The sequence below is a fragment of the Frigoribacterium sp. PhB24 genome, assembly GCF_003755185.1.
Classification (GTDB): domain Bacteria; phylum Actinomycetota; class Actinomycetes; order Actinomycetales; family Microbacteriaceae; genus Frigoribacterium.
Map to the genome: position 1 here is coordinate 351,335 of NZ_RKIC01000011.1, position 14,118 is coordinate 365,452.

Sequence of the window (14,118 nt, forward strand, 5' to 3'; positions counted from 1 at the left end):
GCCACGGCGGGCCTGCCGTGCTCAGACGGGCGTCCGTGCCTTCCTCCGCCGGACGTCCGGTCAGCCGAAGAGCGTCTCGCCGACCCAGCCGCCCGGTGAGGCCCCGGGAGGCACGGCGAAGATCGCCGATCCGACGTGCTTGACGTACTCGTTCATCCGGTCGTTCCGCGAGAGCGCCTGCTGGATCGGCACGTACTGCCTGCGTGGGTCGCGGTTGAAGGCGATGAAGAACAGTCCGGCGTCCAGGCGCCCGAGGTCGTCGTTGCCGTCGACGAAGTTGTACCCGCGGCGCAGCAGTGTGGCCCCGTCGTTGTTCTGGGGGTGCGCGAGCGCGACGTGCGAGTCGGGCGCGATGGCCGGCCCCCCACCGGTCGAGGCCGCGGCGGCGAAGTCGGGTGCCGTGAACTCGGTCCCGCCCGAGAGCGGGGCGCCCTCGCCCTTGTCCCGCCCCACGACCGTCTGCTGCTCCCCGAGCGAGGCGTGGTCCCAGGTCTCGATCGTCATGCGGATCTTGCGGGCGACGAGGTACGACCCGCCGCCCATCCACCCCGCGCCGTCGGAGGCGGCCGCCCAGACGCCCTCGGCGACCGCATCGACGTCCTCGGCCCTGACGTTGGCCGTCCCGTCCTTGAACCCGAACAGGTTGCGGGGTGTCGTCTGTCCCCGGGTCGTCGACGAGGTGCGACCGAAGCCCAGCTGGGACCAGCGCAAGGAGGCGCGGCCGAAGGCGATCCGCGAGAGGTTGCGGATCGCGTGCACCGCGACCTGCGGGTCGTCGCTGCAGGCCTGCACGCAGAGGTCGCCGCCGCTCGCGGCCGCCACGAGCTGGTCGCCCGAGAAGTGCGGCAGGTCGACGAGGGCCGGAGGTCGCTTCGAGGCGAGCCCGAAGCGATCCGTCCCGTCGACCGCGGTGAACAGGGTCGGACCGAAGCCGATGGTGACGGTCAACCCGGCGGCGGCAAGGCCCGTGGCCTCGCCGGTGTCGTCCGGCGGTGCGAGGAGGCTGCCGCCCGTGGCACCCGTCGGGCTGACGTCGAGGCCGGCCGTGAGCCTCGAGGCCGCGTGGCTCCAGTCCTTCAGCAGCTCGACGAGTTCGGCGCGGGAGACCCCGTCCGCGACGTCGAACGAGGCGAAGTGCAGGCGGTCCTGCGCGGCGGTGACGATGCCCGACTGGTGGCGACCGAAGAACGGGTAGGCCGCCGCCGCCCCGGACGACCCGGTGGCGTGTGCCTGCACCGCGCGGTCGGTGCCGATCCCGACGCCGACCCCCAGCACCCCCGCGCCGACGCCCGTGCCGACCAGGCCCAGCAGGCCGCGGCGCGAGAGGCCGCCTCCGTCGGCCACCGTCAGGCGACCAGCGCCGAGGTCAGCATGCTGAGCGGCTCGCTGAGGGCGTTGACGGCGTCCGACAGCTTCTTCTTGTCGGCGTCGGTCAGGTCGGTGTACGAGGGGTAGCCCGCGTCGAGGCTGCCGTAGCCGGCGAGGAGCGTCTCGACCTTCGTCAGCTGCGCGTCGATCGAGGTCGCCAGCTCGGGGTCCTTCTGGTCGACGACGTCGCGCACGCCGTCGAAGGCGACGCGCGCACCCTCGAGGTTGCCCTGGAAGTCGTACAGGTCCGTGTGCGACCAGATCTCCTCCTCGCCGGTGATCTTGCCGGTGGCGACCTCGTCCATCAGGCCGACCGCGCCGTTGGCGATCGTGTCGATGCCCACGGTGAAGTCGGTCGCCGTGACCTCGTCGTAGAGGTCCGTCGTGTCGCTCGTCAGCAGGTCGGCGTAGTGCGCACGCTGGTCGGACGTCAGGGGGATGTACGCCGCGCCTCCGTTCTCGGCGGCCGCCGGCTGCCACAGGTCCTTCTCGATGCGGTGCCAGCCCGTCCAGTCGGTGCCGGGTTCGACGTCGGCCTCACGGAAGTCGATCTTCGGGTCGAGGTCGCCGAACGACTCGGCCACCGGCTCGATGCGCTCGTAGTGCGCCCGGGCCGCCGGGTAGAGGGATCGCGCCTTCTCGTCGTCGCCGGCCGTGTACGCGGTGAGGAACTCGTCGGTGGCGGTGACGAGCTGCCCGGTCTGGTCCTTCACGTAGCCGACGTAGGCCGCCGCCGCGGCGTCGATCTGCTGCTTCTCGCTGCCCGTGGCCTCGACGGCCGTGCCCGAGTCGGTCACCGTGAAGGAGGCGCGCACACCTTCTCCGACGAGCCCCGGGACGCAGGCGGTGTAGTACTCGCCGGCCGGCACCGAGACGGTCATCGAGCCGGACGTGCCCGGGCCGATGTTCTCCTTCTCGCTGATGATGCGCAGGCCGTCCTCGGCCAGCAGTTCGAACTCGCTGTTGTCGCTGCCGGTGTTCGTCATCGTGAACGTGACCGGGCCGCTCGGCACCGAGGTCGTCGACAGCGAGCACGAGTCGTCCGAGCCGTCCACGGTCACCGCGGTGGCCGCGGACGAGCCGGCGGGGGCGTTCGCGACGCACCCGGTCAGGGCCAGGGCGAGGACGGCGACGCCCGAGGCGACGGCGAGGGGGCGGAGGGGGCTGGCGATCATCGGGATGCTCCTGCGGTGCGGGGGGATGGGGTGGTCGAGGGGACGGACGCGCCACGGGGCACCGACGCGTCGGTCCCGTCCGTGATGCCGGGGCGACGGCGGCGGGTCGCGCGCACGAAGAGCGGGACCACGACGGCGAGGTATGCGACCCAGACGACGACCTGCAGCCAGCTCGGCGTCGGCGTGAAGTTGACGAGTCCCTGGAGCAGGGTGCCGTACCAGCTGGTCGGCGGCACGGCCGCGCTCACGTCGAAGGCCAGGGAGGCGCGGCCCGGGAGCACGGACGCCTCCTGCAGGTCACCCACCCCGTAGGCGAGGACGCCCGCCGCGACGACGACGAGGAAGTACCCGGTCACCCGGAAGAACCGGGCGACGTCGAGGCGCACCACGCCCCGGTAGATCGCGAGCTGGATCGCGACCGCCGTGAGGATGCCGAGCACGGCGCCGATCAGGGGCGTCGTCCCGCCGCCGGTGGACTGCACGGTGGCCCAGACGAAGAGGGCGGTCTCGATGCCCTCCCGTCCGACCGAGAGGAAGGCCAGGGCGACGACCGCCCAGGCCCCGCCGGCGAGGGCGCGCTCGAGGCCCGACTCGAGCTCGCCGCGGAGCCCCCGGGCGGTGCGGGCCATCCAGAAGACCATCCACGTGACGAACCCGACCGCCACGATCGAGAGCCCGCCGCCGATGATCTCCTGTGCCTGGAAGGTCAGGCCGTAGGTGCCGAAGGTCAGGACGGCGCCGATGCCGAGGGAGAGCGCGACGGCCACGCCCACGCCCAGCCAGAGGCGGGGGAGGACGTCGCGGCGTCCGACCTTGACGACGTAGGCGACGAGGATGCCGACCACGAGAGCGGCCTCGAGGCCCTCTCGGAGTCCGATGAGGTAGTTCGCGAGCACGGGTACGGCTTTCTCGGGAGGGGGAGCGGAGCTCGTCGTCGAGCAGGAGCGGCATCCGGGTGGCGGAGCGCACACAACGTCGGAACGGGACCGAACGGGCCGGTATGGTTAGGCTAACCTCACTAAGGGCACCCTGAGCCAGACCGACAGTAGTGCGGCGCGGCATATCCTGTCCAGTGATGAACTCCTCCGCCTCGCCGACGCCCGCGTCGCCCTCGACCGCCGGCGACCCGCGGCTCGAGCGCGTGCTCTTCGTCCACGCCCACCCCGACGACGAGACCATCACCACGGGCGGCACGATCGCCGCGCTGGTCGAGGCCGGCGCCGCCGTCACCGTCGTGACGTGCACCCGAGGGGAACTGGGCGAGGTGATCCCCGACGACCTCTCGTCCCTCCGAGACGACCAGGCCGCCTTGGCCGTGCACCGCGAGGGCGAGATCGCCTCGGCCATGCACGACCTCGGCGTCGGTGACCACCGGTTCCTCGGCTCGCCCGGCGCCCGCACCCCGGGCCTCGCCGAGCGGGCCTACCGCGACAGCGGCATGGTGTGGCGGTCCGACGGCGTCGCCGGGCCGACGCCCGACCTGCACCCCGCGGCGTTCTGCGCCGCCGAGTTCGGTGAGGTCGTCAGCGACCTGTCGGCCGTCGTCCAGTCCGTGCGGCCCACCGCGATCGTCAGTTACGACGAGGACGGTGGCTACCACCACCCCGACCACGTCCGGGCCAACCGGGTCGCCGTGCGCGCCGCGCGGCTGGTCGGCGTGCCGTTCTTCGCGATCGTGGCCGACGCCGAGTCGGCCGAGGGTCCCGAGGCCGAGGCCCTCGCGGCCGACGACACCGTGCTCACGATGGACACCCGACACGTCGCGCCCCGCAAGCTCGCCGCGCTCCGCGACCACCGCAGCCAGGTCGAGGTCGTCGACCTCCCGGGCGGCCGGGCCGGCATCCGCTTCCCCCACGGGGTCGTCGAACCCGTGACGGTCCGCGAGTCGTTCCGCTTCGTGCCCGAGCCGACGGCGGCCGAGGGCGCCTCCGAGATGGCGCAGATGACCAGGGGCGGCCGCGTCGCCGCGCTCGTGCTGGCGCTCGCGGCCGGGGCCGTCTTCGGCACCATCGGCACCGTGATGCACCAGTCGACGATCACCGTCGCCGGTTCGCCGGTCTGGTCGGGGCTCGTGCTCGCGCTGCTGATGAGCCTGACACTCCTGGCGGGCCTGCGTTCGGTCTTCGGCTCGCGCGCCATGGCCGGCGCCGCCGCCCTCGGACTGGTCGGGGCGCTCGTCGTCCTGTGGCAGGCGAGCCCCGGGGGGTCCGTGCTGCTGCCCGCCAACACGCCCGCCTACGTCTGGCTCGTCGGGGTGGTCGTGGTCGTCACCCTGGTGCTCGGGTGGCCGCGGCTGCGGGGCCTTCCGGGCAGGGGCGCGACGCCGCCCGGCGACGCGACCCGTGCCTCCTCGGTCGGGGCGCAGCCGGCAGGCGATAAGCTGGACGCCCTGCCCGACGCGAAGGGAACCCCCCAGACGTGACGTACGTGATCGCACTTCCCTGTGTCGATGTCAAAGACCGTGCCTGCATCGACGAGTGCCCCGTCGACTGCATCTACGAGGGCGAACGCTCGCTCTACATCCACCCCGACGAATGCGTCGACTGCGGTGCGTGCGAGCCCGTCTGCCCGGTCGAGGCCATCTACTACGAAGACGACCTGCCCGACAAGTGGGCCGAGTACTACAAGGCCAACGTCGAGTTCTTCGACGAGATCGGCTCGCCCGGCGGCGCGGCGAAGGTCGGCGTCATCGCCAAGGACCATCCCGTGATCTCGGCGCTGCCCCCTCAGGGCGCCGGCGCGTAGGTCGGCCTCCGTGGCGCTCGACCTGCCCGAGTTCCCCTGGGACGCGCTCGTGCCGTACGCGGCGACCGCACGGCGACACCCGGGTGGCATCGTCGACCTCAGCGTCGGCTCGCCCGTCGACCCGACGCCCGACGTCGTCCGCGAGGCACTGGCCGTCGCGACCGACGCGCACTCGTACCCGCAGGTGGCCGGCACACCGGCCCTGCGGTCGGCGATCGGCGAATGGTACGAGCGGCGGCGCGGTGTGTCCGGGCTCGGCGACGAGAACGTGCTGCCGACGATCGGCTCGAAAGAGCTCATCGCCGGCATGGCGCTCTGGCTCGGCATCGGCCCGGGCGACACCGTGGTGTACCCCACGAACGCCTACCCGACCTACGCGCTCGGTGCCGCCCTCGTCGGTGCCACGGCACTCGCCTCCGACGACCCCGCCGAATGGCCCGACTCGACGAAGCTCGTCTGGCTGAACAGCCCGGGCAACCCCGACGGCGCCGTGCTCGACATCGAGGCCCTCCGGGTCGCCGTCGCCCGCGCGCGCGACCTCGGCGCCGTGATCGCGGGCGACGAGTGCTACGCCGAACTCGGGTGGACGGGCGAGTGGGCCGACCGCCCCACGCCGTGCATCCTCGACCCTCGCGTCGTCGGTGACGACCTCCGCGGCGTCGTCTCGGTCTACTCCCTCAGCAAGCAGTCGAACCTCGCCGGTTACCGGGCGGGCTTCGTGGCGGGCTGCGACCACGTCCTCGGGCAGCTGCTCGCCGTCCGCAAGCACGCGGGTCTCATGCCGCCGGCCCCGGTGCAGCAGGCCATGGTGGTCGCGTTGGCCGACGAGGCGCACGTGGTCGAGCAGAAGGCGCGCTACGCGGCTCGCCGGGCGCGCCTCCTGCCCGCCCTCGAGGCGGCCGGCTTCCGCATCGACCGCAGCGAGGCCGGGCTCTACCTCTGGGCCACGCGCGACGAGGACTCCTGGGCCACCGTGGGCTGGCTCGCCGAGCGCGGCGTGCTGGTCGCCCCGGGGTCGTTCTACGGCCCGTCGGGTGGCCGCCACGTGCGCGTCGCGCTCACGACGACCGACGAGCGCATCGAGGCCGCCGTGGAGCGACTCGGCGGCTGACCGCTAGGCTGACCGGGTGACTGACACTGCCAACGACGCCCAGAAGGCCACGCTGCAGTTCCCGGGGGGAACAGCCGAGTTCCCGATCGTCGCGAGCACCGAGGGTGCCTCGTCGATCGACATCTCGACGTTCACCAAGCAGACCGGTTACACGACACTCGACACGGGTTTCGTGAACACCTCCAACGCCCGAAGCACGATCACCTACATCGACGGTGATCAGGGCATCCTGCGCTACCGGGGCTACCCGATCGAACAAGTCGCCGAGAACTCGACCTACCTCGAGACGGCCTGGCTGTTGATCTACGGCGAACTGCCCACACCCGACCAGCTCGCCGACTTCGACGCGCGCATCCGGCGGCACACGCTGCTGCACGAAGACCTGCGCCGCTTCTTCGACGCCCTGCCGCACAACGCGCACCCGATGTCGGTGCTGTCGAGCGCGGTCGGAGCCCTGTCGACGTTCTACGAAGACAGCATGAGCGTGCACGACCCCGAGCAGGTCGAGCTGCAGACCGTACGACTGCTGGCCAAGCTGCCCGTCATCGCGGCCTACGCTCACAAGAAGAGCCTGGGCCAGGCGTTCCTCTACCCCGACAACTCGCTCAGCTTCGTCGACAACTTCCTCAAGCTGAACTTCGGCACGATGGCCGAGCCGTACGAGGTCAACCCCGTCCTCTCGAAGGCCCTCGAGCGTCTGCTCATCCTCCACGAGGACCACGAGCAGAACGCGTCGACGTCGACCGTCCGCCTCGTCGGTTCGACCCAGGCGAACATGTTCTCGTCGATCTCGGCCGGCATCAGCGCGCTCTACGGGCCGCTGCACGGCGGTGCCAACGAGGCCGTGCTGAAGATGCTCGCCGAGATCCGCGACAGCGGCCAGGGGGTCGAGCGTTTCGTCGAGCGCGTCAAGAACAAAGAGGCCGGCGTCAAGCTGATGGGCTTCGGCCACCGCGTCTACAAGAACTACGACCCGCGGGCCAAGCTGGTCAAAGAGAGCGCCACCGAGGTGCTCGAGTCCCTCGGCGTGAAGGACGACCTCCTCGACATCGCGATGGAACTCGAGGGCATCGCCCTCGCCGACGACTACTTCGTCGAGCGCAAGCTCTACCCGAACGTCGACTTCTACACCGGCGTCATCTACAAGGCGATGGGGTTCCCGCCCCGCATGTTCACCGTGCTCTTCGCGATCGGGCGCCTGCCCGGCTGGATCGCCCACTGGCGAGAGATGAACACCGACCCGACCACCAAGATCGGCCGCCCACAGCAGTTGTACCTGGGCGCGACCGAACGCGACTGGCCGCAGCGCTAGACCGCCGGCACGGCGGCCAGAACGCCAGAAGATGGGCACGACGCCAGATGTAGACCTGGCGTCGTGCCCATCTTCTGTTGTGATGACTCGACGAGTCTCTCGGTGTTCAGCCGGCGGGCGTGGGAAAGAGCGCCTCGGCTCTCATGCCGACGATGACAGCGGCGATCGTGATGGCCAGCGAGAGGACGACAGCCACGACGGCGCAGGTCCGCTTGGCGCTCCTTGGCTCGGAGGCGATCACCCGGCCTGCCACGATCAGGCCCAGAGGTGGGACCAGTGCGCTGAGAATCACGCCGATCCCCGAAACGATCGATGTCAGGAGCGGAGAGCGGGCACGGCTCGGGTCGCGGGGCGTCGACGTCATCCTGGATTCGAGTTTTCTGAGGTATGCCTTCTCGCTCAGGCGCCGGCAGACCCCGGGAGCTGACCACGGGGGTGGTGGGCCGCTCGTCAAGGCCGCGCCGAGGGTCAGCAACAGACAATCGAGCAGGAGCAGGACGAGGACCTGGACGGCTCCCGCGTTGGTCCGGACGTGGTTCAGAGCGATCTGCCCCGTCACGAGGATGGTCACGATGCCGAAGACCAGACCGACCAAGAGGTAGAAGGCCGTCGCCCATCGCTCACGCAGCCTCGCGTGATGTCCGGCGAGACCTGCCGCAGCAGCCGTCGACACCACCCCGAACCCCAACGTCAAGAACGTTCCGAGCGCAAGGCGCCACCAGGGCCTGCCGTCGTCGAACGCGAGGGCGGGAGTGACGCTGAGCGCGGCGACACAGACGGCGATGACCACCCCCTGGCCCAGCTCTCCGAATACGGGACGCGTGGCGATGGTCGTGCGGTGGGACAGCTCGGCGCGGGCGGTCTCGTACCGTGCGTACGTCTGTCGCGAGTACTCCGCTGACACGACCGGGCCGTATCTGCTCTGGCTGGCCGTGGACGCGTCGGTCGCCACGGCGCAAAGGAGTGACCCCACGGCGACGGGCCCGAAGAGATGCAGGGGGTGCGTCCACGCTGAGTCGAGCCCCACACGCAGTGCCCCGAACACTCCGGTCGCGACTGCCGCGAGGCCGGCCAGGAGCGCGAGACTCTCGAGAGCACGAATGCGAGCGACTTGCTCTGCGAGGATGCCGTCCACGAACGACGTGCCCGGACGGACTGCCACCTGCAGGGCCACGATCACGGTCGCGAGGACGGCCAGCGTTGACAAGCAGGTCGTCGACGAGAGCGACAGGTCGACGTCCCAGTAGTCCGGTGGCTGCATCGACGGCGGCGTGGTCGGATCGGGGCTGATGCGACTGATGAGTCCCGCGTACCACAAGCCGGCGATGGACAGGAGAGACAGAACCACTGCTCCCGCGGCGACACGCACGAATCGACGACGGATACGCTGTTCCAAGCGGATGACGTCGCGGGCGACGACACCATCGTCGCGAAACGGGTCGTTCGCTTCGGACGCCGCCAGCAAGGCGGCCAGGTCCACTTCGGCCGACATGGGCCGTGCCTACGCGTGCAGCTGCGAGTTCAGGGTGATGCCGTGACCCTTGCGGGGGAGCACCTCGACGGCGCCGGTCAGCGAGTTGCGGCGGAAGAGCAACCCGGGCTGACCCGAGAGCTCGACGGCCTTGACGGTCTGCGGCGAACCGTCGTTGGTCGGGGTGCCGCCCACGACGACGACCTTGGTGCCGGCCGTCACGTAGAGCCCGGCCTCGACGACCGTGTCGTCGCCGATCGCGATGCCGATGCCGGCGTTGGCGCCGAGCAGGGCGCGGGCGCCGATGGTCACCCGCTGGGTGCCGCCCCCCGAGAGCGTGCCCATGATGGAGGCGCCGCCGCCGATGTCGGACCCGTCGCCGACGACGACCCCCTGCGAGATGCGCCCCTCGACCATCGACGACCCGAGCGTGCCCGCGTTGAAGTTGACGAAGCCCTCGTGCATGACCGTCGTACCGGGTGCCAGGTGAGCGCCGAGACGCACCCGCGAGGCGTCGGCGATGCGGACGCGGTCGGGTGAGACGTAGTCGAGCATGCGCGGGAACTTGTCGATGCCGGTCGCGACGATGCCCGCGCGTCGCAGCGTCGGACGCAGGCGCGCGAAGTCGTCGGGGTGGACGGGCCCGGCGTTCGTCCAGGTCACGATCGGCAGGTGCGCGAACACCCCGTCGAGGTTGATCGTGTTGGGCTCGACCAGGAGGTGGCTGAGCAGGTGCAGACGCAGGTACGCGTCGGGGGTGGACGCAGGAGGCGCGCTCAGGTCGATCTCGACGGTCACCGGGACGAGGTCCACCGCCCGACGCTCGTCGGGGCCCGCCGCGTCGGTCAATTCGGCCGGGACGATCTCGCGGTCTCGGTCGGCCGGCAGGGTGCCGAGCCGGGGGGACGGGAACCAGGTGTCGAGCGTGGTGCCGTCGTGCGAGACGGTCGCGAGGCCGTACCCGTAGGCGTGGGTCGGGGCGGTGGCGGTGGCGTCGGAAGTCATGGACCGAGCGTATCGGCAGCCGCCGACGACCCGGCTCGGAGGTGACCCGTGCCCTCGGCCCGTAAACTCGCCCGCATGGCACCGATCGACCTCTCCGTCTCGCCCGTCGACGTCACGAGGCAACTCTGCGACATCCGCTCCGTGTCGGGCGACGAGCGCCGGGTCGCCGACGAGATCTGGGCCACGCTCGAAGGGTGCGACCACCTCGAACTGTTCCGAGACGGTGACGCGATCGTCGCCCGGACACAGCTGGGCCGGGCCTCGAGGGTGGTGATCGCCGGGCACATCGACACCGTGCCGATCAACGACAACGTGCCCACGCGGTTCGAGACCGAGGGCGGCATCGACTACCTCTGGGGCCGCGGCACCGTCGACATGAAGGCCGGCTGCGCCGTCCACCTCCGGCTCGCGGTCGAGTTGACCGCCCCCGCCGTCGACGTCACCTGGGTCTGGTACGACCACGAAGAGGTGTCCGACGCGCTGAACGGCCTGGGCCGCCTGGCGCGGGTGCGGCCCGATCTGCTCGCGGGCGACTTCGCCGTGCTGGGCGAACCGAGCAACAGCGGGGTCGAGGGGGGCTGCAACGGCAACCTCCGCGCCGAGATCCGCACCTTCGGCGCCCGCTCGCACAGCGCGCGGTCCTGGGTCGGCGACAACGCCATCCACAAGGCCGCGCCGATCCTCGACGTGCTCGCGGCCTACGAGGCACGAGAGGTCGAGGTCGACGGTCTCGTGTACCGCGAGGGCCTGAACGCCGTCGGCATCACGGGGGGCGTGGCCGGCAACGTGATCCCCGACGAGTGCATGGTGCACGTCAACTACCGCTTCGCCCCGAGCCGCAGCGCCGACGAGGCCGTGGCCCACGTGCGTGAGCTCTTCCACGACTTCGACGTCACGATCGTCGACCTCGCACCCGGTGCCCGGCCCGGTCTGGACGCCCCGCTGGCGCAGGAGTTCCTGCGCGCCGTCGGCGGCGAGGCCAAGCCGAAGTACGGCTGGACGGACGTCGCGCGCTTCTCGGCGCTCGGCGTCCCCGCCGTCAACTACGGTCCCGGCGACCCGATGCTGGCCCACCACGACGACGAGCGGGTGCCCGTGCAGCAGATCCTCGACAACGAGCGCGGACTGCGGGCGTGGCTGACGGCCTGACCGTCGACGACGCGGGCCGCGCCTCCTCGTCCCCGCTCTCGCGTCCTGACCTCCGACGGCCGATCCCGCCGTCGAGGTGGCTCCTGGTGCGGTACCGGCTGACGCCGTGGTGGGCCCGCGTGCTCGTGGTCTTCGTGCTGTCACGTGTCGTCAGCACGATCGCGTTGCTGACCTTCGCGGGCGCCCAGCAGGCCAACGCGTGGACCCTCGCGAGCCCCAACTACGGCAGCTTCGCGACCATCTGGGACGGCCACTGGTACTACATCATCGCCGTCGTGGGGTACCCGAGCGACCTGCCGATCACGGGCGACGGTCACGTGGGCGAGAACGCCTGGGCGTTCATGCCCGCCTACCCGTTCATCGTCCGCGGGCTGATGACCCTGACGGGACTCCCCTTCGCGACGCTGGCCGTCGCCGTGTCGGTCGCCTGCGCCGCGGGGACGGCCTTGTTGTTCTACCGCCTGATGCGACACTCGCTGTCCGAGTCGACCTCGTTGTTCGCGGTCGTGTTGTTCTGCGTCGCGCCCTTGTCACCGCTGCTGCAGGTGGCGTACGCCGAGTCGATGTTCCTGTTCCTGCTCTGCGCGAGCTTGCTGATGCTGGTCCGGCGGCAGTACCTGGCGATGCTGCCGGTCGTGCTCGTCCTGTCGTTCACGCGGCCCGGCGCCCTCCCGCTCGCCCTGGCGATCGGACTGCACGGGCTGCTGCGCTGGTGGCATCGCCGTGACGACCCCTTCCCGGTGCGCGACCGGGTCCGCGTGGGGGTGTCGGCCGCGGTCACGGCCGTCTTCGGCGTCGCATGGCTCGTCGTCGCCGGAGCGGTGACCGGCGTGCCGGGCGCCTACACCGAGACCGAGCTCGCGTGGCGGGCGCCGTACATCGGCTACGGGCCGCTCGTGCCGTTCACCCCGTGGGTCGACGGGGCGAACTGGTGGTTTCCGGGTGGTTCCGGCATCGTCCTGCTCGGCGTCGTCCTGCTCGCCTTCGCCGCCCTCATGCTGTCGCCGTGGGCACGGCGCACGGACGTCGACCTGGGGCTCTGGGCCGTCGCCTACACGCTCTACCTGCTGGCCGTGTTCTTCCCGCAGTCCAGCACCTGGCGGCTCCTGATGCCGCTCTTCCCCGTGTTGGGCGTGCTCGCGGTGCCGCGCTCGACGATCTACCGGGCGATGCTCGTGGCGGTGTTCCTGGCGGCTCAATGGGTGTGGCTCTACTACTGCTGGTGGGTGAACGGGTACGACTGGACGCCGCCGTGATCGGCGACCGGACGGCGTCGTTTAGGTCGGGGGCAAGAAATCACGGATAATAGGACCAGCATCTTGCGAAAGGGGACTATCTGATGGCAGCCATGAAGCCGAGGACCGGCGACGGGCCTATGGAAGCCGTTAAGGAGGGCCGTCTCATCATCGTGCGCGTTCCGCTCGAAGGTGGGGGACGCCTCGTGGTGTCGGTCAACGACGACGAAGCCAAAGAGTTGCACGACGCCCTCGCCGGCGTCGTCAGCGCGTAGTCGGCCACCTCCTTATCAACCACGAACGCCCGCCCGTCGCACCTGCGACGGGCGGGCGTTCGTGCGTGCGGCCTCGCCGCGGCCCTCCGGCCCTGCGACCGCTCGGGGGTGGCTCAGCGTTTGACGAGCGAGAGCAGACCGTCGCCCGCCGTCGAGAGCGAACTGATCACGGCCGGTGACGTCGACACCTCGGTGAGCAGGGTACGGAACCCGGTGGTGGTGCTGTCGCGGACGGCCGGGTTCGCCACCCGCCCGTGCCAGAGCGCGTGAGCGACGAGCACGAGACCGCCGGGACGAGCGAGTCGCAGGCCGTGTTCGACGTACTCGATGACCGAGCCGGGGTCGGCGTCCACGAAGACGATGTCGTACGAGTTCTCGTTCATGCGGGGGAGCACGTCGGTGGCGCGGCCGGCGATCAGGCGGAAGCGAGCGGCCGGGACGCCCGCCTGGAGGTACGCGTCGCGAGCGGCCTGCTGGTGCTCGATCTCGCGGTCGATGGTCGTCAGGACCGCACCGGGAGCGCCCGAGAGCAGCCAGAGGCCACTGACTCCCAGACCCGTGCCGACCTCGATGATCGACGACGCGTTCGAGGCGGCGGCCACGACGGCGAGCTGGGCGCCGACCGCCGGCGAGACGGCCTCGACCCCGACCTCGAGCGAGTGCTGTCGAGCCCCGGCGATGGCGTCGCTCTCGGTGACGAGTTCTTCCGCGAACTTCCAACTTGACTCTATCTGCGACACACCCACTCCTCGAAAGGCCAACTCTAGGGGGTTCCCGGAGTCGTCACCGGTTAGTCTGCATGCGTGTCCATGTTCGGTCTGACGTTCGACAAGCTGCTCATCATCGGTGTGCTCGCGGTCTTCCTGCTCGGTCCCGAACGCCTGCCCGGCTACGCCTCGAAGCTGGCGCAACTCGTCAGGACGGTGCGCGACATGGCCAACGGGGCGAAGACCCGCATGCGTGACGAGATGGGCCCCGAATTCGACGACGTCGAGTGGCAGAAGCTCGATCCCCGGCAGTACGATCCGCGGCGCATCATCCGCGACGCGTTGCTCGACGGCTCCGACGCGGCTCCCAAGCCGTCGGCGCCGAGCATGGCGACGGCCGGTGCCGCCGCCGCGGCCGTCTCCGCGGGGCTGCCCGGTGGGCGGTCCACGGCCCAGGCCGTGCCGCTCGCGGCGGGCGAGGTGCCGCCGTACGACTCCGAGGCGACCTGACGCGCCTCCCGCGCCGCGCCTCCTGAGCCCTCGTGTCGCCGCGAGGCGTGCCTCA

At 70.9% G+C, this 14,118-nt stretch carries 14 protein-coding genes; 8 read left to right on the plus strand and 6 right to left on the minus strand.

The window, feature by feature from the left end; genetic code table 11:
• Positions 1-60: 60 nt before the first annotated feature.
• The 3 genes from efeB to efeU are packed head-to-tail and all read right to left on the minus strand — an operon-like array spanning position 61 to position 3,439.
• Complete coding sequence (efeB, locus tag EDF50_RS09290; protein WP_123519391.1) at positions 61-1,350, minus strand: iron uptake transporter deferrochelatase/peroxidase subunit; 1,290 nt, start codon at positions 1,348-1,350, stop codon at positions 61-63.
• Entirely contained in the window at positions 1,347-2,543 is a 1,197-nt protein-coding gene (gene efeO, locus EDF50_RS09295; protein ID WP_123519259.1) for an iron uptake system protein EfeO, read from the minus strand. Before efeO ends, efeB begins: the two co-directional genes overlap by 4 nt.
• Entirely contained in the window at positions 2,540-3,439 is a 900-nt protein-coding gene (gene efeU / locus EDF50_RS09300; protein WP_123519260.1) for an iron uptake transporter permease EfeU, read from the minus strand. Before efeU ends, efeO begins: the two co-directional genes overlap by 4 nt.
• A 179-nt stretch (positions 3,440-3,618) precedes the next feature.
• Between efeU and EDF50_RS09305 the strand changes: the two genes are divergently transcribed.
• From EDF50_RS09305 to EDF50_RS09320, 4 genes are read left to right on the plus strand one after another with little or no spacing between them, the layout of a single operon-like run.
• Positions 3,619-4,965, plus strand: a complete 1,347-nt coding sequence (locus tag EDF50_RS09305; RefSeq protein WP_123519261.1) for a DUF6113 family protein — start codon at positions 3,619-3,621, stop codon at positions 4,963-4,965.
• Positions 4,962-5,288 (plus strand): ferredoxin, encoded by a 327-nt coding sequence (fdxA, locus tag EDF50_RS09310; protein WP_043595461.1) that lies wholly within the window; start codon positions 4,962-4,964, stop codon positions 5,286-5,288. The genes EDF50_RS09305 and fdxA overlap by 4 nt, the downstream gene beginning before the upstream one ends.
• Positions 5,289-5,298: 10 nt before the next feature.
• Entirely contained in the window at positions 5,299-6,399 is a 1,101-nt protein-coding gene (gene dapC / locus EDF50_RS09315) for a succinyldiaminopimelate transaminase (protein ID WP_123519262.1), read from the plus strand.
• Positions 6,400-6,415: 16 nt separating this feature from the next.
• The gene (locus EDF50_RS09320) at positions 6,416-7,711 is read left to right on the plus strand and encodes a citrate synthase (RefSeq protein WP_082060022.1); all 1,296 of its coding nucleotides are present in this window, start codon (positions 6,416-6,418) and stop codon (positions 7,709-7,711) included.
• A gap of 106 nt (positions 7,712-7,817) precedes the next feature.
• Here the strand turns inward: EDF50_RS09320 and EDF50_RS09325 are convergent, their stop codons facing one another.
• Complete coding sequence (locus EDF50_RS09325) at positions 7,818-9,203, minus strand: hypothetical protein (RefSeq protein WP_123519263.1); 1,386 nt, start codon at positions 9,201-9,203, stop codon at positions 7,818-7,820.
• A gap of 9 nt (positions 9,204-9,212) precedes the next feature.
• On the minus strand, positions 9,213-10,187 hold the full coding sequence (gene dapD, locus EDF50_RS09330) for a 2,3,4,5-tetrahydropyridine-2,6-dicarboxylate N-succinyltransferase (RefSeq protein WP_123519264.1): 975 nt from the start codon (positions 10,185-10,187) through the stop codon (positions 9,213-9,215).
• A gap of 75 nt (positions 10,188-10,262) precedes the next feature.
• Here dapD and dapE point away from each other — a divergent pair, with 75 nt between their 5' ends.
• From dapE to EDF50_RS09345, 3 genes are all read left to right on the plus strand, one after another.
• The gene (gene dapE / locus EDF50_RS09335) at positions 10,263-11,336 is read left to right on the plus strand and encodes a succinyl-diaminopimelate desuccinylase (RefSeq protein WP_123519392.1); all 1,074 of its coding nucleotides are present in this window, start codon (positions 10,263-10,265) and stop codon (positions 11,334-11,336) included.
• Positions 11,321-12,592, plus strand: a complete 1,272-nt coding sequence (locus EDF50_RS09340) for a hypothetical protein (protein ID WP_233570481.1) — start codon at positions 11,321-11,323, stop codon at positions 12,590-12,592. The genes dapE and EDF50_RS09340 overlap by 16 nt, the downstream gene beginning before the upstream one ends.
• Positions 12,593-12,675: 83 nt before the next feature.
• On the plus strand, positions 12,676-12,846 hold the full coding sequence (locus EDF50_RS09345) for a DUF3117 domain-containing protein (RefSeq protein ID WP_071256769.1): 171 nt from the start codon (positions 12,676-12,678) through the stop codon (positions 12,844-12,846).
• Between the two features lie 113 nt (positions 12,847-12,959).
• On the opposite strand, the gene EDF50_RS09350 is transcribed toward EDF50_RS09345, so the two are convergent.
• Positions 12,960-13,586 (minus strand): O-methyltransferase, encoded by a 627-nt coding sequence (locus EDF50_RS09350; protein WP_123519394.1) that lies wholly within the window; start codon positions 13,584-13,586, stop codon positions 12,960-12,962.
• A gap of 69 nt (positions 13,587-13,655) precedes the next feature.
• Here EDF50_RS09350 and EDF50_RS09355 point away from each other — a divergent pair, with 69 nt between their 5' ends.
• Positions 13,656-14,063 carry a Sec-independent protein translocase TatB gene (locus EDF50_RS09355; protein WP_123519265.1) on the plus strand — a complete coding sequence of 136 codons (408 nt, stop codon included), beginning with the start codon at positions 13,656-13,658 and terminating at the stop codon, positions 14,061-14,063.
• Positions 14,064-14,118 lie beyond the last annotated feature (55 nt).